Source organism: Rhodococcus sp. UFZ-B548 (assembly GCF_903819475.1).
Taxonomy (GTDB): domain Bacteria; phylum Actinomycetota; class Actinomycetes; order Mycobacteriales; family Mycobacteriaceae; genus Rhodococcus_F; species Rhodococcus_F erythropolis.
This window is the reverse complement of the sequence record NZ_CAIJDS010000006.1, coordinates 122,098-145,174: the sequence shown is the minus strand read 5'-3', so window position 1 is coordinate 145,174 and position 23,077 is coordinate 122,098. Positions and strand designations below refer to the sequence as shown.

General features: G+C 62.2%; 19 protein-coding genes. 8 read left to right on the top strand and 11 right to left on the bottom strand.

What is annotated here, in order from left to right; all coding sequences use genetic code 11:
- The first annotated feature begins 36 nt into the window (after nucleotides 1–36).
- The 3 genes from H7C86_RS08725 to H7C86_RS08715 all read left to right on the top strand — a co-directional run bounded on the left by H7C86_RS08725 (nucleotide 37) and on the right by H7C86_RS08715 (nucleotide 3,646).
- A complete protein-coding gene (locus H7C86_RS08725) occupies nucleotides 37–1,023 on the top strand; it encodes a sucrase ferredoxin (protein ID WP_259349071.1) in 987 nt (328 codons plus the stop codon).
- Between the two features lie 125 nt (nucleotides 1,024–1,148).
- A complete protein-coding gene (locus H7C86_RS08720) occupies nucleotides 1,149–2,426 on the top strand; it encodes an acyl-CoA dehydrogenase family protein (protein WP_020968556.1) in 1,278 nt (425 codons plus the stop codon).
- Nucleotides 2,423–3,646: an acyl-CoA dehydrogenase family protein gene (locus H7C86_RS08715; protein WP_021342993.1), complete on the top strand. Its 1,224-nt coding sequence runs from the start codon at nucleotides 2,423–2,425 to the stop codon at nucleotides 3,644–3,646. Before H7C86_RS08720 ends, H7C86_RS08715 begins: the two co-directional genes overlap by 4 nt.
- Before the next feature lie 131 nt (nucleotides 3,647–3,777).
- Here H7C86_RS08715 and H7C86_RS08710 read toward each other — a convergent pair whose 3' ends face one another.
- Nucleotides 3,778–5,190, bottom strand: a complete 1,413-nt coding sequence (locus H7C86_RS08710) for a C4-dicarboxylate transporter DctA (RefSeq protein ID WP_003945501.1) — start codon at nucleotides 5,188–5,190, stop codon at nucleotides 3,778–3,780.
- 119 nt (nucleotides 5,191–5,309) lie between these two features.
- Between H7C86_RS08710 and H7C86_RS08705 the strand changes: the two genes are divergently transcribed.
- A complete protein-coding gene (locus tag H7C86_RS08705; RefSeq protein ID WP_019747069.1) occupies nucleotides 5,310–6,896 on the top strand; it encodes a sensor histidine kinase in 1,587 nt (528 codons plus the stop codon).
- A complete protein-coding gene (locus tag H7C86_RS08700; RefSeq protein ID WP_003945570.1) occupies nucleotides 6,893–7,582 on the top strand; it encodes a response regulator in 690 nt (229 codons plus the stop codon). The genes H7C86_RS08705 and H7C86_RS08700 overlap by 4 nt, the downstream gene beginning before the upstream one ends.
- Nucleotides 7,583–7,594: 12 nt before the next feature.
- Here the strand turns inward: H7C86_RS08700 and H7C86_RS08695 are convergent, their stop codons facing one another.
- The 3 genes from H7C86_RS08695 to H7C86_RS08685 all read right to left on the bottom strand — a co-directional run bounded on the left by H7C86_RS08695 (nucleotide 7,595) and on the right by H7C86_RS08685 (nucleotide 11,789).
- A complete protein-coding gene (locus H7C86_RS08695; protein ID WP_182261414.1) occupies nucleotides 7,595–9,709 on the bottom strand; it encodes a S9 family peptidase in 2,115 nt (704 codons plus the stop codon).
- Nucleotides 9,706–10,599, bottom strand: coding sequence for a phosphoribosylaminoimidazolesuccinocarboxamide synthase (locus H7C86_RS08690; protein WP_019747067.1), 894 nt, complete (start codon nucleotides 10,597–10,599; stop codon nucleotides 9,706–9,708). Before H7C86_RS08690 ends, H7C86_RS08695 begins: the two co-directional genes overlap by 4 nt.
- Nucleotides 10,600–10,754: 155 nt before the next feature.
- Nucleotides 10,755–11,789: an ABC transporter substrate-binding protein gene (locus H7C86_RS08685; protein WP_020906369.1), complete on the bottom strand. Its 1,035-nt coding sequence runs from the start codon at nucleotides 11,787–11,789 to the stop codon at nucleotides 10,755–10,757.
- 250 nt (nucleotides 11,790–12,039) lie between these two features.
- Between H7C86_RS08685 and H7C86_RS08680 the strand changes: the two genes are divergently transcribed.
- A complete protein-coding gene (locus H7C86_RS08680) occupies nucleotides 12,040–12,972 on the top strand; it encodes a tyrosine-protein phosphatase (protein WP_182261413.1) in 933 nt (310 codons plus the stop codon).
- A 96-nt stretch (nucleotides 12,973–13,068) separates the two neighbouring features.
- Here H7C86_RS08680 and H7C86_RS08675 read toward each other — a convergent pair whose 3' ends face one another.
- The 3 genes from H7C86_RS08675 to fepB all read right to left on the bottom strand — a co-directional run bounded on the left by H7C86_RS08675 (nucleotide 13,069) and on the right by fepB (nucleotide 16,148).
- A complete protein-coding gene (locus H7C86_RS08675) occupies nucleotides 13,069–13,731 on the bottom strand; it encodes a response regulator transcription factor (protein WP_019747064.1) in 663 nt (220 codons plus the stop codon).
- The gene (locus H7C86_RS08670) at nucleotides 13,728–15,005 is read right to left on the bottom strand and encodes a sensor histidine kinase (RefSeq protein ID WP_019747063.1); all 1,278 of its coding nucleotides are present in this window, start codon (nucleotides 15,003–15,005) and stop codon (nucleotides 13,728–13,730) included. The genes H7C86_RS08675 and H7C86_RS08670 overlap by 4 nt, the downstream gene beginning before the upstream one ends.
- Nucleotides 15,006–15,152: 147 nt before the next feature.
- Nucleotides 15,153–16,148: a Fe2+-enterobactin ABC transporter substrate-binding protein gene (gene fepB / locus H7C86_RS08665; RefSeq protein WP_259349070.1), complete on the bottom strand. Its 996-nt coding sequence runs from the start codon at nucleotides 16,146–16,148 to the stop codon at nucleotides 15,153–15,155.
- Nucleotides 16,149–16,214: 66 nt separating this feature from the next.
- On the opposite strand from fepB, the gene fes reads away from it, so the two are divergent.
- Entirely contained in the window at nucleotides 16,215–17,450 is a 1,236-nt protein-coding gene (gene fes, locus H7C86_RS08660) for an enterochelin esterase (RefSeq protein ID WP_182261411.1), read from the top strand.
- Between the two features lie 15 nt (nucleotides 17,451–17,465).
- Here the strand turns inward: fes and H7C86_RS08655 are convergent, their stop codons facing one another.
- The 4 genes from H7C86_RS08655 to H7C86_RS08640 all read right to left on the bottom strand — a co-directional run bounded on the left by H7C86_RS08655 (nucleotide 17,466) and on the right by H7C86_RS08640 (nucleotide 21,247).
- Nucleotides 17,466–17,879, bottom strand: coding sequence for an HIT family protein (locus tag H7C86_RS08655; RefSeq protein WP_182261410.1), 414 nt, complete (start codon nucleotides 17,877–17,879; stop codon nucleotides 17,466–17,468).
- 66 nt (nucleotides 17,880–17,945) lie between these two features.
- Nucleotides 17,946–19,367: an adenylosuccinate lyase gene (gene purB, locus H7C86_RS08650; protein ID WP_019747059.1), complete on the bottom strand. Its 1,422-nt coding sequence runs from the start codon at nucleotides 19,365–19,367 to the stop codon at nucleotides 17,946–17,948.
- A gap of 91 nt (nucleotides 19,368–19,458) precedes the next feature.
- Nucleotides 19,459–20,067 carry a TetR/AcrR family transcriptional regulator gene (locus H7C86_RS08645; RefSeq protein ID WP_024487531.1) on the bottom strand — a complete coding sequence of 203 codons (609 nt, stop codon included), beginning with the start codon at nucleotides 20,065–20,067 and terminating at the stop codon, nucleotides 19,459–19,461.
- 64 nt (nucleotides 20,068–20,131) lie between these two features.
- Nucleotides 20,132–21,247, bottom strand: coding sequence for a pyridoxal phosphate-dependent aminotransferase (locus H7C86_RS08640; protein ID WP_179154745.1), 1,116 nt, complete (start codon nucleotides 21,245–21,247; stop codon nucleotides 20,132–20,134).
- A 207-nt stretch (nucleotides 21,248–21,454) separates the two neighbouring features.
- Here H7C86_RS08640 and H7C86_RS08635 point away from each other — a divergent pair, with 207 nt between their 5' ends.
- Nucleotides 21,455–23,065: an ABC transporter substrate-binding protein gene (locus H7C86_RS08635; protein ID WP_182261409.1), complete on the top strand. Its 1,611-nt coding sequence runs from the start codon at nucleotides 21,455–21,457 to the stop codon at nucleotides 23,063–23,065.
- The last annotated feature ends 12 nt before the right edge of the window (nucleotides 23,066–23,077 follow it).

The window sequence follows — 23,077 nt, the reverse complement described above, 5'->3', positions numbered from 1 at the left end:
TCTGGTGAGCCTAACCTACGAGACTGGAGCCTCATCATGTCTTCCCTTCCCTGCCACACCTGCAGCGACGGTGTCCTGGGGAAGGCATCCATGCAGTGCTTTCCGGAATTTGTCGCCAATCCGCAATCCAGTCGACGCCCTCACGCCTGTACACGGCAGTCGTCGACCGCCGGCGAACCGATGGTCGGTCGCGCCGGAATGACACATCTGTGGGTGTTGATCGAGCACCCCGGCCCCTGGCCGGCGTCCGCTCCTGACGACGTTCTCCCAGTCGCACTCACCGAAAAAATCTACGCAGCGCAGGGTCGTATTCGCCTCGTGGTGATCCGGCGGCCCCGCAACCGCCGAGTCCTCACCCCGATGTGCGTACTCGCCTGGACGGACGGCACACGTCAGTGGATGCGGGAAGGGTCGGTCGACCGATACGAGGACCTGTCGGTACTGCCGTTCGAATCGATGGCCACCGGAGTGGAACCCGACTTCGGCCGCTCCCGCACGGAACCGCTCTTCGCGGTCTGCACACATGGAAAGAAGGATGCGTGCTGCGCGGAACTCGGTCGCCCGGTCGTTTCGGCGCTGAACGCGGCACAGATCGCAGATGTGTGGGAATGCAGTCACATCGGCGGAGATCGATTCGCGGCCAACATGATTGCGTGGCCCGCCGCAGTCTATTTCAGCCGACTGGACGGCAACTCCGCGATCGATGCAGCCGAAAAATACCAAGCCGGAGAATTGGAGCTGCTGCACCTGCGCGGCCGAGCGGCACTGTCACAGGCCGCTCAGGCCGCCGAACACGCAGTCCGACGCGTTACCGGCATCGTCGCGACGGACGCACTCGAGAGTGTCACCGAGAGCGTCGACGGAGAACATACGACTGTCGATCTTCGATTGGAGGCGAGAGACTTTCGCGTGGTCGTTCGACCCGGCTCTCCAGGACAGCCGTTCCGACACGATTGCGGTTCCGGAGGAACTGTCGAATGGAACGGATGGATCGTAGAACACCTTCACGAGCAATCGCACTGACCACTCGATTCAGGTAGAACTGCCCGGCAGGCCATCGAACCGAGATTTGCGCGGACTGACAACACTTCGAATCAGGTCGCGATGAAGGATCGACGCCCCTGGTGATTACAGCTTGCATTCTTCCCATGACCACCGCACTGACGCCGAATGCCGTTTCCCGGTCTGCAGATCCGATCAAGAGTGAGGTCGACTACGAAACACTGGCAGCAAAATTCCGTCCGATCTTCGCGGACATCGCACAAGCCGTCGTCGAACGCGAACGCGATCACGTGCTTCCCTTCCAACAGATCGACGCACTCAAGAAAGCAGGCTTCGGCGCCGTTCGGGTGCCGACAACACACGGTGGATCCGGCGCGAGCATCCCGCAATTGATCCGGTTACTAGTCGAGTTGTCGAGCGCCGATTCCAACATCACCCAGGCACTGCGCGGTCATTTCGCGTTTGTCGAAGACCGACTGGTCGCCGACCCCGGACCTGAGCGCGACACCTGGCTCCGACGCTTCGCGGAGGGACAGTTGGTCGGCAACGCGTGGACCGAAATCGGCGACGTTGCATTGGGCGAAGCCAACACCAAGGTCTCGCCCGCACCCGATTCCGACCATTTCTTGGCGAACGGGGCAAAGTTCTACAGCACGGGTTCCATTTTCGCCGACTGGATCGACCTGTACTCGCAGCGCACCGACACCGGCGCATTCGTGATCGCCGCAGTCGAAGCGAGACAACCCGGTGTCACACACAGTGACGACTGGAACGGGTTCGGCCAGCAGACGACTGGCTCCGGCTCGTCCGTCTACGAGAACGCAATAGTCCAGCCGGAGAACATCTTCGACTTCTCGACGCGCTTCAAATACCAGACCGCGTTCTACCAACTGTTCCATCTCGCCACTCTCGCCGGCATCGCCAAGGCTGCGACAACCGAGATCTCTCGTCGAGTCGCCTCTCGTACTCGAACCTTCAGTCACGGCAACGCTCCGAGATACGCGCAGGATTCGCAGATCCAGCAAGTTGTCGGCGAGGTGTCCTCGGCTGCCTTTGCAGCCGAGGCCGTGGCGCTGCACGCAGCACAGTCGTCCCAATGGGCATACGAAGCCGCATTCTCCGGCTCGCCGGAGGAAGAGAAAGCCGCCAACATCGCAGCCGAAATCGATTCGGGGCGAGGGCAGGTCGCCTCGATCGGACTCGTCGTTCCAGCCACGGCCAAGATCTTCGACGCACTCGGCGCTTCCGGAGTGAGCCGCGACCTCGATCTCGATCGGTTCTGGCGCAACGCGCGCACCGTGGCCAGTCATAATCCGGTCGTCTTCAAATCCAAAGTTGTCGGCGACTACGAAATCAACGGAACCGAACCGATTTACGTGTGGGCCATCGGGACTGCACCGACCGAAAAGGATGTACAGGCATGACCGTGACCAGTGAAACCGAAGTCTTCGTCGGCGTTCCCGACACATCCGAAGGCTGGATCGACCGCGCTCGCGAGGTGAGCAACGTCCTTGCCGCCGACGCACTCGCCCGCGACCGAGCCGGCGAACCACCGTTCCGAGAAGTCCAGCTGCTCAAGGACAGTGGTCTGGTGACACTGCTGGGTCCGATCGAGTTCGGCGGCGGTGGGCAGCGATGGGAGACCGCCTACAAGGTGGTTCGGGAGATCGCGCGCGCCGACGGCTCGATCGGGCAACTGCTCGGGTATCACTACCTGTGGGCATGGGCAGCCAGATTGGTCGGAACCGATCCGCAGATCTCCGCTGTCGAGGAGCTGTACACGAGCAACCGATTCTTCTTCGGCGGCGCGGTGAACCCTCGAGACACCGACCTCACCGTCGTGGATCGCGGAGACACCCTGGTGTTCAACGGCGTGAAGTCGTTTTCCACCGGCGGACGAGTCACCGACCTCACGGTGCTCGAAGGAATCATCGACGGAACTGCGACGCATGTGTTCGCTATCGTGCCGACTGCTCAGGACGGCATAGTCTTCCGCGGAGACTGGGACAATCTCGGACAGCGCCTCACCGATTCCGGCAGTGTCGAGATCAACGACGTCGAGGTCGACTGGGCAAGTGCGGCAGGCTTTGTCGACAAGGAATTCCAACCTCTGGTCTACAACACGCTGAACTTCCCCGCGATCGAGATCGTGTTCGCGAACTTCTACCTCGGGATCGCCCGTGGCGCACTGGACACTGCGGCCGAGTACACCCGAACCCGTACGCGTCCATGGCCGTACGGCGGTGACAACCGCGAAATCGCAACCGACGAGTGGTACCTCCGTGAGGGCTACGGCGACTTGCAATCGAAGCTGTGGGCAGCGGAGGCCTTCGTGGATCAGGTCAGCCGTGAGGCCGACGCCGTGCTCCACGACGCTCGCGAAAACCTCACCGAGCAGGCTCGCGGCGACCTCGCCGTACGCATTGCGGCCGCAAAACTTCGCGCCGCCGACGTCTCCTTGGAGATCAGCAACAAGATCTTCGAACTGACCGGTGCCAGAGCCACGTCCAACGATGTCGGCCTGGATATCTACTGGCGCAACATCCGGACGCATACCCTTCACGATCCGCTCGCGTACAAGCGCCGTGAAGTCGGTAGTCGTTTTCTGACCGGCGAGATTCCCGAACCCACCTGGTACACATAGCACCCACGAACAGAAAGAGACCGTCGCACGGTTAGTGCGGCGGTCTCTTTCATCGTTACGACCAGGATCACTGATCGTAGATCGGGTTCCGCGCCTGCTGTGCGGTCAAACGTTCAGCAGAGCGGAAGTATCTAGTGATGGCTCACAAATGACTGCTTGGTGCCGGTCGGAGCCGTTTCGAGTTTGTGCTGCTCTTCTTCGTCCTCGTCGTCGAGCATCGTGGCTTCGTTGAACGGAATCTTCCCGTCGAGCACCTCGATGACGCGTTCCTTGTCGATCGTCTTGGTCCACGCGCCGACCAGGAGAGTCGCGACCGCATTGCCCGAGAAGTTGGTGATCGCTCGCGCTTCCGACATGAAGCGGTCGATTCCGACGATGAGTCCGACGCCGTCGAGCAGCTCGGGGCGATGGCTCTGCAGTCCACCGGCCAGCGTGGCCAGACCGGCGCCGCTGACTCCCGCAGCGCCCTTGGAGGCGATGATCATGAACACCAGCAGCGAGAGCTGTTCACCGAAGGCGAGCGGCTGTCCCATGGCGTCGGCGATGAAGATCGAGGCCATCGTCAGGTAGATCGCGGTGCCGTCGAGGTTGAACGAGTAGCCGGTGGGAACGACGATGCCCACCGTGGTGCGCTCGACGCCGACGTGCTCCATCTTGGCGATCAGACGCGGCAGTGCCGATTCGGAGGATGACGTGGCGAAGATGAGCAGGTACTCACGGGCCAAGTACTTGACCAGCTTGAAGATGTTGAATCCGGTGACGGCGCGCAGCAGCGTTCCGAGAACACCGAAGACGAAGATCAGGCAGGTCAGGTAGAAGCCGATCATCAGGGTTCCGAGCTGGACGACGGCGTTCAAACCGGTCTGGCCGACGACGCTGGCGATGGCGCCGAAAGCACCGATCGGGGCGAGCCAGAGAATCATCGTCAGGATCTTGAACACGAGCTTCTGGATGTATCCGACGGCCTTGAGAATCGGCTCACCCGACTTGCCGAGCGACTGGATCGCGAAGCCCACCAGAAGGGCGACGAACAGAGTCTGCAGCACGCTGCCGGCGGTGAGGGAGGACAGCATCGACGTCGGAATGATGGACGCGATGAAGTCCCAGGTACCGCCCGCGCTGTGGGCCTGATCTGCAAGCTTGGCCACGGAGGCCGCGTTGGGCGTGATGTTCAGGCCACTGCCCGGGTTGAGCAGGTTGCCGACGCCCAGGCCGATCGCGAGTGCGATGGTGGACATCCCGATGAAGTAGGCGAGTGCGAGGCCGCCGACCTTGCCGACCTTGGCCGCAGCTCGAACCGAGCCGATGCCGAGCACGATGGTGCAGAAGATGACCGGGCTGATCATCATCTTGATCAGGCTGACGAACAACGTGCCGAGTACACCGACGGACTTACCGAACTCGGGTGCGAGCCAACCGACGAGGATGCCGCCGATAACCGCGACGATGACGCTCATGTAGAGCCAATGCGTCTTGTCGCGCTTTGCCTTGGTGCCCTCGGGCTGTGGGGAACCGTCTACTGTCCCTGTTGCCGTGCTGCTCATGGGGTGTCCTTTGGATCGGATATCTGTGAAGTGATCGGGATCACTTCGAGTCGTGGAGAATTCTTGTTGCAAACAGGTGGGCCCGGAAGTTTGTGTTCATTACGTTCAGGAGGCGCTCGATGGTCGAACGAAAGACCGGCCGACGTATGAGCGTCGCCAGGCAGATCCTGCTCCTGCAATTGGCGTTGTTGGCGCTGGTCATCGGCGTGGGGGCCGCGCTCGCAGTTGTCGACGAACGCCGAGACAGCGACGACGCGATCCGCAGGCAGGTGAGCTCGATAGCGCAGACTCTCGCCCTGTCGGATTCGACGGCGGCAGCCCTGACGAGCCCGGACCCGACCGCGATTCTGCAACCACAGACCGAGAAAATACGACAGGCAACCGGCGTCGATTTCATCGTGGTGATGGCGCCGGATCGCACTCGATTCACCCACACGAGCCCGGAGCTGATCGGTCAACTGTTCAACGGAAACATTGACCGCGCACTCGCCGGCGTGACCTTCACGGAGACGTACGCCGGGTCGCTGGGGCCGTCGATCCGCGCAGTCACTCCTGTCTACGATTCCGGCGGAACCCTGGTCGGTCTGGTTTCTGCCGGTGTCACCCGCGAGCAGATCAGCAAGCAGTTCGCCCAAAGTGTTCCGGTCATCCTGTTCGTTGCCGGCGGCGGTCTTCTTGCCGCCCTCCTGAGTTCACTTCTGGTGAGCCGACGCATCAGGCGACAGACCCTGGGAATGGCTCCGGACGAACTGCGCACCATGTACGAGCACCACGACGCCGTACTGCACAGCATCGGTGAGGGTTTGGTGGTGATCGGGCAAGGCCGAAGCAAAGACGCGAGAGTGGACATCGTCAACGACGAAGCACGTCGCCTCCTCGATCTACCGGACGGGCCCGTGCCACTTTCATCCATCCCCGAGACCATGCGGGTCGACGACGCCTCTCCCGCGAAGGATCAAGTGCACCTCACCGACAAGCGTGTGCTGGTGGTCAACCAACACCCGGTTGAGTGGGAGGGCAACAGAATTGGCACTGTGCTGACAATTCGCGATCACACCGAACTTCAGAACGTACTCGGGGAATTGGATTCGGTACGTAGTTTTGCCGAGTCGCTTCGATCGCAAGCCCACGAGAGCGCAAATCGTCTGCACACGATCATCACGATGGTCGAGTTGGGGCGAAACGAGGACGCAGTGGCCTTCGCCACCAACGAATTGCGGGTGTCCCAACAGCTGATCGATCGTCTGATGAATGCGGTCCACGAGCCGGCGCTGGCCGCACTACTGCTCGGGAAAATGAGCGAAGCGACCGAACGCGGGGTCGACCTGACCATCACGGAAGACACCGCGCTCGGTCCGGTTCCTTCGCTCAATGCACGCGAGTTGGTCACGCTGGTCGGCAATCTCGTGGACAATGCTATTGACGCATCGCGCGCGAGCGAGTCTCCGTGGGTGGAAGTGACGGTAATGGAAGAGGATTCGATGATGGTTGTTGCCGTCGCCGACAGCGGCCCGGGAATGACACCCGAAGCACTCGAAAAGGCCAAGGGCCGTGGCTACTCCACAAAATCCGGCTCTCGCGGACTCGGTCTCGCACTGGTCTCTCAAGTCGTGAAACGGCATGGCGGCACGCTCACCAGCGAGCCGGCGATGGGCTCCATGCTGGTTGTCCGTATCCCGCTGCGCGAGGCGGAAGCACCGAGATGATCCGTGTACTGATAGTCGACGACGAACCGTTGATCGCGCAGGCACACCGTTCCTACGTCGAGCGTGTGCCGGAATTCGTGGTCCACGGCGTGGTTCATTCCGGGAACGCCGCCGTGCGTGCAGTTACGGCGGCCAATGCCACCGACCAGCCCATCGACCTGGTCCTGCTCGACATCGGGTTGCCCGACGCCAGCGGTCTCGACGTGGCTTCCGCCCTCGGCGGGTTGCGGCCCAGTCCGGACATCATCGCGGTTACCTCGGCGCGCGATCTGGAGGTGGTCCGAAGCGCCGTGGCTCGCGGGATCGTCCTCTATCTTCTCAAGCCGTTCACTTTCGCAGCATTCCGCGACAAGCTCGAGCGCTACCTCGAATATCGTGCAGCACTTCCCGCTGGAGAGTCTGCGGTCAGTCAACACGACATCGACCGCGCGATGTCCGCGCTACGAACGTCCGACGATCGAGCAGCGGCACCGAAAGGCTTTGCGTCTCAAACACTCGGGCTCGTCGCAGCGTCTGTCCGGGATTCTGAGGGACCCGTGACCGCTGCAGAGGTGGCAGCATCGGTCGGCGTGTCCCGGGTGACAGCCTGGCGCTACCTGGAAAAGCTGGCAGACGACGGCATGCTCACCCGGGAGACCGAGTACGGGCGCGCTGGGCGCCCTCAGGTTCGTTACCGCAGAACCTGATTGACACAGAAGCTAGTTTGCGCCGACCGTGTCGAGAACCCAGGCGAACTCGAATGCGACCTCTTTCCACTTCTCGTACCGACCGCTGACACCGCCGTGTCCGGCGCTCATCTCGGTCTTGAGAAGTAGCGGAGCATCACCGGTCTTCGTGGCGCGCAGTTTCGCGACCCACTTGGCCGGCTCCACGTACAGAACGCGGGTGTCGTTGATGCTCGTGATCGCAAGAATGGCGGGATAGTCCTTGGCTTCCACGTTCTCGTACGGGCTGTACGAGCGCATGTAGTCGTAGACGTCCTTGTTGTGCAGCGGATCTCCCCATTCGTCCCACTCGATGACCGTCAACGGCAGCGACGGATCGAGAATCGACGTCAGCGGGTCGACAAACGGAACATTGGCGAGAATGCCGGCAAACAGTTCCGGAGCGAGATTGGCGACAGCCCCCATCAGCAATCCACCCGCACTACCGCCGTCGGCAACCATCCGATCGGCCGCCGTGACACCGGTGTCGATCAAATGCTTTGCGCACGAGACAAAATCGGTGAAGGTATTCTTCTTCGTGAGCATCTTGCCGTTTTCGTACCAGTGACGGCCCATCTCGCCGCCGCCGCGCACGTGTGCGACCACGAAGACGACGCCGCGATCGAGCAACGACAAGCGGGCAACCGAGAACGACGGGTCGATGCTCGCCTCGTAGGAACCGTAGCCGTACAACAGCAGCGGCGCGGGACCTTCCGGCGCACCTACGCGCCTCACGATCGAGAGCGGAATGCGGGTTCCGTCGTCGGCCACTGCCCAGTCGCGACGCTGCTCGTAATTACTCGCATCGAAGTCACCGAGAACAGGCTGCGACTTACGCAGTGCCAGTTCACCACTGGCGACGTAGTAGTCGTACACCTGCCCGGGAGTGATGAACGACGTGAAGCCGAGTCGGATGGTGGGCTGCGCCCATTCCGGATTGGACCCCATACCGATGCTGAAGAGTTCTTCGTCGAAGTCGATTTCGTGACGCTCACCGTAGCCGTCATCCGTCAACGGCCACACGGCAACCCGAGTGAGCGCCTCGCGGCGGTAGCTCAGGACGAGGTGTCCGGCAAAGGCTTCGGCTTCTTCCAGACGAACCTCTGCGCTGTGCTCGATCAGCGTCGTCATGTTCGTCGGATCCGACACAGGAGCTTCCACCAACACGAAGTTCTCTGCCTTGACTCCGTCCACGACGTCGTTGTGGAGGATCAGGAACCGGTCCTCTCCCCCGATCACTGCGTGTTCAGCGCCGTACTCGACGCCCTCGCGACGCGGGATGATGACGCGGAAGTCACCTTCCGGGTTCGCCGATTCCAGCATCCAGCCTTCGCTGGTCACCTTGGAACCGACCCAGATCATCAGGTACTTCTCACTGCGGGTAGACCCCACCGAAACCCAGTACCGCTCGTCGGGCTCGTGGAACACCGAAACATCTTGACTCTGCGGCGTTCCCAGCTTGTGACGCCACACGGTGTCCGGACGCCAGGAATCGTCGACCGTCATGTAGAAGACGTGACTGTGGTCGATCGCCCAGGTGGCGCCAGGCGCGGTATCGGGAATCTCGTCGGCGAGCATCTCACCGGTCTCGAGGTTCTTGAACCGCAAGGTGTACCGCTCGTCGCCGACGATGTCCACCGAGTACGCAAGCAACGTGCCGTCCTCGCTGATGGAGAACGCGCCGAGCGAAAAGAACTCGTGCCCTTCGGCTTCGACGTTGCCGTCCATGAGGATCTGCTCGCCCGCCAGCTCGACGCCGGGCGTCAGGTTGGGCGGAGTCCAGTCGTCTTCACCGGCGATGGGGCACCGGCACTGGACGGTGTACGACTTGCCTTCCACGCTGCGCGAGTAGTACCACCACTTACCCATGCGAGTGGGCACCGACATGTCGGTTTCCTGCGTCCGCGACTTGATCTCCTGGAAGATCTTCTCGCGCAACGGCTCGAGCGCGGCCGTCTGCTCGTCGGTGTACGCGTTTTCGGCTTCGAGGTATGCGACGACCTCGGCGTTGTCCTTGTCCCGCAGCCACTCGTAGTCATCGACGAACGTGTGTCCGTGATGGGTACGTTCGGCGGGGACCTTCTTTGCGACCGGCGGGATCAGGCTCATGCGCTGGGACCGACCCAATCGTCGAAGGACAGACCGGAAATGCGCTCGTACGCCTCGATGTAGCGTGCCCGAGTCGCGTCGACGATCTCCTGCGGCAACGGCGGCGGTGTCGTGTCCGAGCTACGGTCCCAGCCGGATTCGGGGCTCGTGAGCCAGTCGCGCACGAACTGCTTGTCGAAACTGGGCTGCACCTTGCCCGCTTCGTAGCCTTCGAGAGGCCAGTAGCGCGACGAGTCGGGGGTGAGCACCTCGTCGGCGAGCACGAGGTTTCCACCGGAGTCGAGACCGAATTCGAGCTTGGTGTCCGCAAGGATGATTCCGCGATCGGCCGCGAAGTTGGAGGCGCGGGCATAAACGTCGAGAGTGTCCTCGCGAAGCTGCACTGCCAGCTTCTGGCCGACCTTCTCCACTACCTGATCGAAGCTGATGTTCTCGTCGTGATCCCCGAGAGCTGCCTTGGACGCCGGGGTGAAGATCGGGTCGGGCAGCCGCGACGCCTCGACGAGGCCCTCGGGCAACGCGACGCCGCACACTGCGCCGGTGTTGTTGTAGTCGACCAGGCCGGAGCCGGTGAGGAAGCCACGAACGACGCATTCGACGGGAACCATGTCGAGGGAGCGCACCACGAGAGCGCGGCCGAGAACCTCTTCCGGGATGCGATCGTCGTCGGGCTCGCCGGCCAGGTGGTTGGTGCCACCGAGGACGTTGAAGAAGAACACGCTCATCGCGGTGAGCACGCGACCCTTGTCCGGGATCGGCGTGCTGAGCACGTGGTCGTAGGCCGAGATCCGATCACTCGCGACAAGCAGCAGATGCTCGTCGTCGATCGTGTAAAGGTCACGGACCTTGCCACCGGCCAGATGAGTGTAGGAATCAAGTGTAGGACGCACCCGGTCACCCTATCGGGCGTTCGCAGTTCGTACAGAACCCCGGTAGCCGGGACAGGTAAGCGTCCTCGCCGTTCGGAGAGCTGTCCGCCCTGCTCATCCGGATATGCAGGTGGCCCCTCGCCAGCAGGCGAGAGGCCACCGTCACAGTCGATGAACTACTGGTTTGCGGGCAGCTTCGACAGGCCCTCGTCGATCGAATCCAGCGTCAGAAGAGCCGTCTGATAGGTCGCGGCCAACGAATGCTGGACCTGGACGACGTTGCCGGCCTTCACTGCGGGCAATTCCTTCCACAGCTCGGAATTGACCAGCTCCTGCAACTGCGGAGACATCGAGCCGTCGGCGTTGAGGCCGTAGACGATCACGTCGACATTTCCGAGATTTTCGCCGATCTTCTCGATGGATACCTGTTCGACGTGGATGTCGGCGGGGTCTGCGGGGGTGCCGGGGAACTGCAGTCCGAGTCCGTCGAAGAGATTGGTCGTGTACGAAGACGCGTACTCGCGTGAGAAGGTGCCGGCCTCGGGCTTGCAGACGTTGCACACGCCGCCGAAGGTCAACGAGCCGAGCTTGTCCTTGTACTTCGCGGCCAGTTCGGCGGTTTTGGCGTCGTAGTCGTCCTTGAACTCGCCGTAGGTGTCGGAGACATTCGCGGCATCGGCGAACTGCTCGCCCAGCACTCGCCAATCAGCAGGAACCGTCGGTCCCAGGAAGACGACGGGAGCGGCCGCCTTGAGCTGCGCCATGTCCAGCTGGCTTTCGACACGAGCGGGAACACCCATGATGATCAGATCGGGCTCGGCAGCGACGATTCCCTCGTAGTTGAGCTGGGAGACGTTGCCGTCGGGCGCGACCTTCGGCAGAGCTTCGTAAGCGGCCTTGGTCTTGTCGTCCATGTTGCCGAGTTCACGGGTCCACTCACATACTGCTGCCAGGTTCGCTCCCGCCTGAATCAGCGGCAGAACTGCGTATCCGCAGGCCACGATCCGCTGCGGGTCGCTCGGGATCTCGATGGATCCGTTCTGTGCCTCGAAGACACGGGTCTGCGAGCTCGCGGCTGTCGTCGACGATTCGGACGACGCCTCCTCGGAGTTGCTGCAGCCGGCGACGCCGACCGCCAGCGCAGCTGCTGCGCCGATCACCACTGCGCGGCGAAACCACGACAGACCTTGAACCCGCATGTTGAACTCCATCTGAACGCACCGGACTGCTCCGGAATTGATTTGGTGAGGCTAACCAATATCAGGGCACTGGACCTTTACACAAACACAGGTCTCGAGGAATGAACTGCGCCTCCCGAGTCACTCACGCTCACAGCAGCACGCCTCCCACTGAGAGGGAGCAAAGCAAGATTCCTCTCGAATCGGACACGTGAACTCGCTACCTTGCCTTCGCGATACCTCATCGACCAGCCACTCTCTCCGCTCGACGAAGGGTTCACACATGTCCCGATCCACGCGCACGTGCTCGCTACGGTCTGCCGCGGCCATTGCGTTGACCAGCAGCTTTCTCATCACCGGTTTCGGCGCCTCGATCGCGCACGCCGAACCTGCCCCCTCGGCTCCACAGTTCGGCTCACTGGATTTCGGATCCAGCAACTTCGGCAGTGCCGAGCAAACCCCAGATGCTCCGCGGCTGACCGGGATCGACAATTTCCGCGACGTCGCAGGCACCGGCGCCGGATACTCGGGAACTCTCGGTCTGCCCGTGAACAAGGGAGTCTTCTACCGCGCGAACGCGATCACGCCCAAGGGCGATGACATGAGCATTCTCGAAAAGCTGGGACTGACAAAGGTTTACGATCTGCGCACGGAACCCGAGATCGCCAGCAAGCCGGATGTCCTGCCCGACGGGGTTGCGTACGAGAACATTCCGATCCTGTCCGGGAACATCGCCGAGATGGTCGCGAAGATCAAGTCCCCCGAGGACTCACGATCGATGATGCAGGACATGAACCGCGCCTTCGTCACCGGAGCGACGGAGCGAGCCGGGTTCGCACAGTTGCTCACGGGCCTCGCGGAAACCGAAGGCGCACAGGTCTTCCATTGCACTGCAGGTAAAGACCGCACCGGCTGGACGTCCTTTCTGCTGCTGAGCATCGCCGGTGTCGACCGCTCAGCGATCATGAATGACTACTTGCTGACCAACGAATACACAGCCGAAGGCATGAAGGCCACGCGCGCGGGTATCGCGGCGAGCCTGGGCGAACAGATGGCCGTCAACATGGAGCCCCTGTTGGGTGTCGAGGCAAGCTATCTCGATGCCGGCCTCGCCCAGTTGGACCAGACCTACGGGTCGGTCGATCGTTACCTGACCGAGGGCTTGGGTCTGAGTCCGGCGACCGTCATGACGCTCAAAGCCAAACTGCTGGGCTGAGCGATCCAGCTGCCCCGGGTTCGACGAGGGGTCGAACCCGGGCACGTGGACTTTCTCTGCCCGCGCCGTGCCGGATGCGCCGCAGCGTCCCGTGCGTCAGCGCGATACGGCGATCACGTTGTTTCGGTACGCCCAGATGACGATCTGCACACGGGTGCGCACCTGCAGCTTCTTGCAGATGTTGCTGATGTGCGACTTCACCGTGCTCTGCTCGAGGCTGAGAGAATCTGCGATGTCGTTGTTTCCCAAGCCTTGTGACAGCAACTGCACCACATCCATTTCACGCGCGCTGAGACCGTGATCCGATCCGGAGCGCGCCGTGGACATCGGTGCCGGCTTGCGCCTCGCGAACTCCACGATCAGTCTCGACGTCAATCTCGGAGAAAGCACCGAGCCACCCTCGGCCACGGTCAGCACTGCCGACGAGAGCTCCTCGGGATCGGCGTCTTTGAGCAGGAACCCTGCGGCGCCACTGTCGAGCGCCTCGAAAACGTACTCGTCGAGATCGAACGTGGTGATCACGACGACGCGGGTCGCCGGAAACTCGGCAAGGACCTCCCTGGTCGCGGTCAACCCGTCACCGTGAGGCATTCGGATATCCATCAGTACGACGTCCGGACGCAGTGCACGCACCTGCTCGTACGCCTCGACTCCCGTCTTGGCATGCCCGACGACGCGAATCTCGGGGTGGCCGGAGAGAAACAGTTCGAACCCCTGCCGTACCACCTGCTGGTCGTCTGCAATAAGGACGTCGATCATGCGTTGATCCTCCCGTTCACCGGCACCAGTGCCTGCACAGCCCACTCACCTTCCGAATTCGGTCCGGCGTCCAGTTGACCACCCATGAGCGTCGCGCGTTCGCGCATTCCCACAATTCCGAGGTTTTGCCCGTCGGAGGACGGACGAGCATTCCCGAGCGTATTGATCACCCGGACTCTCACCGCACCGGCTTCTCGGCTCAGACATACCTTGGACTCGCTACCCGGCGCATGGCGAAGGACGTTCGACAACGCCTCCTGGACGATGCGGTAGCACGTCAACTGGACTCCGCTGTCCAGGTCGTCGAAGCGGCCGACCTTCTCGAGCGAGATCGACGAGATGGTGCGCCTGCAGTCGTCCACCAACTCGTCGATGTCGGAGACCATGGGCGTCGGGAAATCGGGGTCTTCCTCACCCAGACGGAGGATCCCCACGATCTGCCGCAAGCTGTTGAGGGCCCGCTGCCCCTGCTCGATGACGCCGCCCAGAAGGGCTTGCGCTTGTTCTGGATTGCTCGAGAAGAACTTGTCGGCGGCACGGGCCTGGATGATCATGCCGGTCATGTGGTGAGCCGCGACGTCGTGCAACTCACGTGCCATGTCCTGCCGTTCGGCGACAACGGCATTCGCAATCTTGCGTTCGCGGTCCCGGTGCAGATCCGCTACCGCCTGACTGTTCTCCATTGCTTGCTTTCGCAGACGCGCGACGATCTTTCCCATGGCGGCGACGACCAGAAAACTCGTGACGGTGTTTGCCGCCGGCTCGAGGAACAGGTGGGGCAACTCCCCCACCTGAACCTCTGCGACCGTCAGCCCGTCCCGCTCGGTGAGATACATCGCCAAGATCACGTCCATCGCCATTCCGAGGACCAGCAGTCCGACCAGGCGCATGCCGCTCACCCGGATGGACACTGCCATGATCGCGAACCAGAAAAGCGGCGTGGCCCCCAGCGATCGACTGCCGAGGAAGAGCATCAATCCGCCGGATCCTGCCAACGTCAGGAGGTAGTACGCGATCGGGTACCGCCGGCGCGCACACGCCACAACGGTCAACACCGTCAGGAAACCCATGATGCCGACGACGGTTCCCGGATCGCTCAGCACTCGATTGCTCGTCTCGGGTTCAGTCTTGAGACTGGCGAGACCGAACACCCACGGCACACTCAGCAGGCCGACGATCACGGCCGCCGTGGCCGGGTTGTTCAGGTTGAAACGTCCCCACCCTCGCGATGCCAGGGCTTGCCCCGAGACATTCTGACCAGCCGAGTCGAACATCCACTCCCCATTCCGCATCCGATGATTGACGTTCATGGTGGCATGCGCGCACCACTTGGTCCCACATTCGACGAACGTGAAGGGAATGTTCGATTCTCGGCTACAACCAAAGGACTAGTTCGGGGTGAAAGCACTAGTACTTATGGATCAGCCGAACTGCTCGACCAACCGGTTCACCATGTTGGTTGCGCTGTAGTAGTCGAGACGGAAGGTATCGAGCCCCACGGCATAGACATGGTGATCACGAATTGCCGGATGCTGCGCCAACAGGGGAAGTGCCTCGACCGCTTTCACCGCACCGTCGTCGGCGCTGACCAAGATCAGGGTGTTGCCTGCGATACCGTCGTAGAGGTTCTCGGCCGAGACCTGAATGATGTCCTTGCGCTTACCCATGGATTCACTGCTCTTCGCAGACTCGGGAATGTCGGCGACCGTGAAACCCATCGCCGTGAGCAACTTCGCCTGCCCGGACTCGTGCGTCCAGATATTGGCGCCGCTGCCGTCCTCGTAGTAGACGAGCGCGGTGGTCGGCTGCGGGGGAAGTGTGATCTTGGCCTTCGCTGCCTCTACTGCGCTGTCGAATTTCGCGACCGTGGCCGCTGCGTCGTCTTCGAGACCTGTCGCTTCACCCAGCACGGCGGCCACTTCCTGCCAACTACTTCCGCCGTAGTCCACCACTATTGTCGGAGCGATGGCCGTGAACTGTTCGTACAGATCGACGACGGAGTCACCTCCAGTCGCCGAGACGACGATGAGGTCCGGGTTCTGGGCCAGAACGGATTCTGCGTTCGCGCCGCCCATCGGCAGCACTGCGAGTCCACGTTCTCGAGCTATGTCGCCCCACTGTGTGAACAACCCCTGCGCATCCGATACGTCGGTGTTCGGTCCCGTCGATGCGGTAGCCACCACCGGAGCGTCGATCGACAACAGCGTGCCCGTCAGCGTCACACTGGTCGAGACGATCCTCTCCGGCTTCGACGTGATCTCCACCGGCCCCTTCGGCGTTTCCACCGTGCGGGGCCAATTACCCTGCGATGCAGCCGAATCAGCACCGGAATCGGCATCCGCAGAACTACATCCGGCGAGAGCGAACCCTGCCACCAAGACTGCGGAGAGCACCTTCAAGGCGCGCGATTTTTTCATTGTGACGCCCACTGGCGGACCACTCCTCGAATTCAAAAGCCCATGAAATTAGGTTAGGCTGTGCTCATGCTAACTCAGGCGGTGACAGAATTGTCCGCTTCCCTCGCGGCCTCGCCCGACATCGACACCTTCTGGAACCGGATAGTGCAACAAGGCACGCCGATCATCGAAAGTGTTGACACACATACAGTTCGAGTAACTTTCCTCTGGCGACAGCCCGAGGAGACGGAAGTCGAGCGCGTCTACCTCGACGCAAACTCGTTGACCGACCATCACGCGGAACAACTCAGCGTGATGCAACGGATCGGCGAGAGTCCGGTGTGGTTCTACGCCGCCGAAGTCTCGAACACCTGGCGCAGCAGTTACAGCATCATCCCGGCGCCGAAGTCCGTAGTCGACGAATTAGATTATCCGGGAGCAGGCAAGGAAGACACGACCCGCCGCACCCGCTGGTTGGGGTTGCTCGAACACCGAATTGCCGACCCACTCAATCCGCTTTCCGCAGGCGTGGACACAAGGCGTTCCGTCGCTGAGATGCCCTCGGCGCCGGTCCAGTTCGGTTGGGATGCTCCAGTTTTCAGGAAGTCGATACAGCTCACCTGGGCCAGTTCGACGTTGGACGTCGAGCGGCCGGTGTGGATCTACGAGACCGTGGACGACGGATTGACACCGCTCGAAGAACGGCCGCTCGTGATACTTCTCGATGGGCGCCACTGGGCCGAGGTCATGCCAGCAGGTGCCGCATTCGATCGTGCAGTGCAGACCGGCAAACTGAAGTCCTGCGTTCTGCTGGCCATTGATTCCGTTGACAATCAACGTCGTTCGAAGGAATTGCCGTGCAACCGCGACTACTGGAGTGCAGTCGTCGACGAACTACTTCCGCAGGTGCGCGCCGTCGCACCCTTCTCGTCTGATCGAACGCGAACGGTGGTGTCGGGGCAGAGTTTCGGCGGCCTGGCCTCGATGTTCGCAGCACTCGAATTCCCCGAACACTTCGCGCTGGTCGCCAGCGGGTCCGGTTCATTCTGGTGGCCGACAGGCTTGAAGCGCGGCGAGGACGGTCCGCCGGGTGGAGACATCGCCGCACGCATCGAGCGCGATGGCGTGCCGGACGGTTTACGCGTTGTCCTCGAAGTAGGTAGGCACGAGTCCGACATGGTCGGGCACAGCGCAGCGGTCGCACAGGCGTTGAAGGCTGCCGGAGCGCAAATGTCGTATCGGATCTTCGACGGCGGCCACGACTGGTTGTGCTGGCGCAGTGTCCTTCTGGACTCCGTTGTCGAACTGATCGGCAGTCCCTGAAAGTGGCCGGTGCCGCTAGTTCAGTGCACCGCGAATGACGGCAGCCGTGCTGTCGAGAATTGCCCGATTGGGCGTGCGAGGTAGCGCACGCAGGCCGAAGCCGTCGCCGCGATTTCGCGGAATGACGTGCAGATGAACATGGAAGACTTCCTGCCCCGCAACAGCTCCGTCAGAGAGATGCAGATTCACTCCGTCGATGGGGAGAGGTCCGGTACGCATCGCTGCGGCGATCTTCTGTGCGACGGAAAAGATCCTGGCACCGTCGTCGGAATCGAGCGTGGACAATCCACTGGCGTGGCGCTTCGGCACGACCAGGAGATGGCCGGATGTGAACGGCCGAATATCCATGAAGGCAAGGACATTCGCGTCGTCGTAGACGACGCTGGCCTCGGCCTCACCGGCGATGATGGAACAGAAGATGCAGTTCATGCTCTTCGACCCTGTGCGCCTTTTCGGTAGTGGTGACTACCGAAAAGGCGCACGGGGGCGTAGCCCTTACAGAATCGGCGACGGCGCATACGCCGCAGCTTCGGGGTTGGCGTCGACAAGCTTCTGCACCTCGGCGACAACGGCGTCGACCTGAGCAGACGCGGCGCCGACAAAGGCCGCCTTGTCGGCCAGTGCCTCGTCGAGTGCGGCGCGGTCGAGCGGCAAACGGTCGTCGGCGGCAAGGCGATCGAGCAGGTCGGGCTCCTTGCCTTCCTCACGCATCGCCAGCGCGACTGCGACGGCGTTCTCCTTGATCGCCTCGTGGGCGGTCTCGCGTCCGACGCCCGCGCGCACCGCTGCCATGAGAACGCGGGTCGTGGCGAGGAACGGCAGGTAGCGCGTCAGTTCCTTCTCGATGACGGCCGGGTACGCGCCCATCTCGATCAGCACGGTCAGGAAGGTCTCGAACATGCCGTCGATCGCGAAGAACGCGTCCGGGAGAGCGACGCGACGCACGACGGAGCAGAAGACGTCGCCTTCGTTCCACTGTGCACCCGCAAGCTCGGCTGCCATGGAGCCGTAGCCGCGCAGGATCACCTGAAGTCCGTTGACTCGCTCGCACGAGCGGGTGTTCATCTTGTGCGGCATCGCCGAGCTGCCGACCTGGCCGGGCTGGAAGCCTTCGGTGACCAGCTCATGGCCGGCCATCAGGCGGATCGTGTGTGCAAACGACGACGGGCCCGCGCCGACCTGGACGAGCGCGGAGATGACGTCGTGGTCGAGGGAACGCGGGTACACCTGGCCGACGCTGGTCAGTACGTGGGCGAATCCGAGGTGCTCCGCGACCTTCGCTTCGAGCTGCTCGAGCTTGGCCGCATCGCCGTCGAGGAGGTCGAGCATGTCCTGAGCGGTACCCATCGGGCCCTTGATCCCACGCAGCGGGTAGCGGTCGATCAGCTGACGCAGACGTGTCAGTGCAACGAGAAGCTCGTCGGCCGCGGAAGCGAAACGCTTGCCCAAGGTGGTGGCCTGAGCTGCGACGTTGTGCGAGCGGCCGGCCATCACGATGGACGAGTACTCGGCAGCGCGCTCACCCAGACGGGCGGCGACGGCGATGCCGTGGTTGTAGACGTGTTCGAGAGAACGCACGATCTGCAGCTGCTCGACGTTTTCGGTGAGGTCACGGCTGGTCATGCCCTTGTGGACCTGCTCGTGTCCGGCGAGTGCATTGAATTCCTCGATGCGTGCCTTCACGTCGTGGCGGGTGACCCGCTCGCGGTCCGCGATGGACGCCAGGTCGACGTTGTCGATGACACGCTCGTAGTCGTCGATGGCGTCGGCCGGAATGTCGATGCCCAGCTCTGCCTGCGCACGCAACACCGCCACCCACAATTGACGCTCGAGCACGATCTTGTACTCGGGAGACCACAGAGCAACAAGCTCCGGGCTGGCGTATCGGTTGGCAAGGACATTCGGGATGCGGCTCACGAGGCCTCAGTCTAACGGTGGCCGAGCAGTGCTGTTACCCCCGAGCTAGAGCAGCTGTCACCCCCGAGCTAGAGCAGCTGTCACCCCCGAGCTAGACGACCGGCGGCGCCATCACGTCGATCGATTCCAAGAGCATTCCTCTGGCCAACCCGCGTGGGTCCGGGTCGTACTCCCCGAGCGCCGTGATCATCGCGCCGTCGACCATCGCGACAAGACGGCGCAACTGCCCCTCGGGAGCCGTTCGGCCCGAGCGTCGAAGCGCATCGGTCAACAGGTCGTCGAGCTGGGCGCGTAGGCGCAACTGCACGTCACGAAGCGCGGGATGACGGGCACACGCCACAAATCGTTCGTAGCGCGAGATCAATCGTTCGCGGCTCTCCGGCCGCTTCTCTTCGTCTCCGAGCAGCAGCTCGACCAAAAGTTCGACGGTTGATTCCGCGCCCCGCCGACGTTGGGTCACCGCAGCCACTCTGGCGCGCATCGCTTCCATGTCGGCGTTGCCGTTGAGCTCGACGGCACACGCGATCAGATCGTCGAGTGAGTCGAAGTAATAGGTCGTCGAAGCCAGAGGAAGGTCGGCCCTGGTTGCCACAGCTCGGTGACGAACGGCGTCGAACCCGCCCTCCAGCAAAAGTTCAGCAGCGGACGCCACCAGAGCTTGGCGACGTCGTTCACCCTTGGGCGTAGCTGCAGAAGACACCACGACATCGTGCCAGCAGAGGGCACCTCCGCATGGCGAAACAGCTCGAAGACCCTGCTGTTTGTTACCCGAGCCACTTCTCGAGGCGGGTCAGCGCCTCCTGGATGTCGGCTGTCGCGCCCGCGAACGAAAGTCTGACCATCCGGTTTCCGTGGACGGTGTCGAAATCGATTCCGGGTGCCAACGCGACCCCGGTATCTGTCAGCAACCGGGCACACCACGCGGTAGCGCCCTCGTCGCCACACAGATGGCCGATATCCGCGTAGACGTAGAACGCACCGTCGGCGGGAGCCAGCTCGGTGATGCCCAGTTTCGGCAACCCGGTCAACAGCAGTTCACGATTGACGGCGTACCGCTGAACGTGCCCGTCCAACTCGACCTTCGCCTCGTCCGAGAACGCCTCGATGGCGGCGTACTGAGAGATCGCGGGCGGACACACCGTCATGTTCGACGCGAGTCGCTGCAGCGGGCGCCGCAAGTACGTCGGCACCAACATCCACCCGAGCCGCCAACCCGTCATCGAGAAGTACTTGGACACCGAGCCGATCACAACGGATTCGCGTGAGGTCTCCCAGGCACTCGACGTGTGCTGATCGCCGTATCCGATGCCGTGGTAGATCTCGTCCGAGATCAGAAGGGTGCCGTGCTGCTCGCACCACGTCGCCAACGCAGCGAGCTCCTCGGGCGAGATCACCGTGCCCGTCGGATTTGCCGGGCTGGCGACGATCAGACCGGCAGGCGGCGACGGCAAGGCCTCGAGCATGTCCACCGTCGGCTGGTATCGGGTTGCCGGCCCGCAGTCGAGTTCGACGACGTTGCAGCCGAGAGCGGCAAGGGTGTTGCGGTAGGCGGGATATCCGGGGCGAGCGACCACCACGGTGTCGCCCTCGTCGAACGCGGCCAGGAAAAGCAAGGTGAACGCCCCGGACGAACCTGTCGTCACCACCACGTCTTCGGCGTCGACGGCTATTCCCGATCGCTCGCTGTGGTAGCGCGCAATAGCTTCGCGTAGCGGCAGGATCCCGAAAGTCTCGGTATACCCGAGTAGTTCGGTGCCGAGGATCTCGCGCGTCGCACGTAGCACCGGTGCCGGCGCGGGGGTCGACGGTTGACCGGCAGCCAACGTCAGGACGTCACCGTGCGTCCGCTGACGTTCGGTCGCGGCCTTCCATACATCCATGACATGGAAGGTCTGGATATCTGATCGACGAGATTCTGAGCGCACACCCCGACGGTAGCCGAACCACACTTCCGTGAGAAACGACGACCATCCATTGTGACGATCCGACAGATTCAGGTGCTCAGCATGAGTCGATTCAACGAGACCTGGGCCACGTCCCTCGCGCAGCATTGATCAACGACATCCTTCGATCAAAAGGTGCATCAGATGAAAGCTCGCTCAGTGCCCACCGCGGCTCTGGTCACGATCGGCGTTCTCACGGTTGCCTCGTGCGGAAGCACCTCTGATCCTGGCGGCGGGACCTCCGGGGACTACGCCAAGGACGGGAGTTTCACGACGATCGTGAACACCGACCCCGGCAACCTTCATCCCCTGATCACCAACCTGACTGCCACGCAGGCAATCAACAGCTATACCAACGACTCGTTGTTGGCCATCGACCCCAAAACCCGTGCAGCGGGCTCGTATCTGGCCGAAAAATGGAGCGAGAACGGAACTTCGCTGAACTTCACCCTCAAAAAAGGGATCACGTGTGAAGACGGCACGACGTTCACTGCCCAGACAGCCGCGAACAACATCAACTGGGTCGTCGACAAGACGAACGGCTCGCCGTGGCTGGGAGCGTCGGTACCCGAAACTGCAGTAGCAACCGCCGATGGCGACGAGCTCACGATCAAGACGGCGGAACCTGCGCCCTTCCTGCTCGAGCGCATCGGTGCTCTCAAACTGGCATGCCAGGCAGCACTCGACGACCCCGCCAGTGTTCGCGGCAGCAGCAACGGAACCGGCCTGTTCAAGATCACCGAAGTAGTGGCAAACGATCACGTGACGCTCGAACGCCGCGACGGATACAACTGGGGACCGAACGGCGAAACCACATCGGACACCCTCGGAGTACCCAAGGCCGTCACGATCAAGATCGTGACGGACGCGGCGACGACGGCGAACCTGGTCCTCACCGGAACGGTGAACGCAGCACCGGTGGCCGGTGCGGATATCGAACGTGTGGAAGCGTCCGGCCTGGAATCGATGACGTCGAACACCTTGAGCGGGCAGTTCATCTTCAACCACAATTCTGCTCTTCCCACCAAGGACGAAGCGGTGCGCAGCGCGCTCGTGCAGGCAATCGATCTCGACGACTACACGGACATCAACACCGGTGGCAAGGGTTCGCGCGCTACGGCATTGGCCGTTGTCGATCCGCGGGCATGTGACTACGACAGTGTCACCGGTGTAGTTCCGAAGTTCGACATGGCTGCGGCGAAGAAGACCCTCGCCGACGCCGGCTGGAAGCCCGGATCCGACGGCGTTCTGACCAAGGACGGTCAATCGCTGCAATTGACGGTCATCTTTGCCAACTACCGCGATACCACTTCTGCAGCAGCAGAATACGCGATGAAGCAGTGGCAGGAACTCGGCGCGAAGGTAGAGCTTCGCGGTGGTGACAACAATTTCATCATCTCCAATACGTTCGCGGCAAAGGACCTGACATCCTGGTCGATCTCGATCGGTCTGACCGTCCAGAGTGACACTCCCAGCATCTTCGTTCCGTACTTCTCCGGCCCGACCCCTCCGGCGGGCGTCAACTTCGCATCGATCGACAATCCCGAGTACACCGAACTGGCTGCGAAGGCATCTGTTCTGCCCGGCCAGGAATCCTGCTGGGTGTGGAAGGAAGCGGAACAGGCGCTGTTCACCTCTTCTGACGTCGTTCCGGTATCCACATCGCCGAACTTCATGTTCTTCAACGGTGCGACGTCCCTGTACGCGCCGATTGGTGGAACCCTGGCGGGCCCAGGCATCCGAGTTCTGAAATAAGCCGGAAGACAA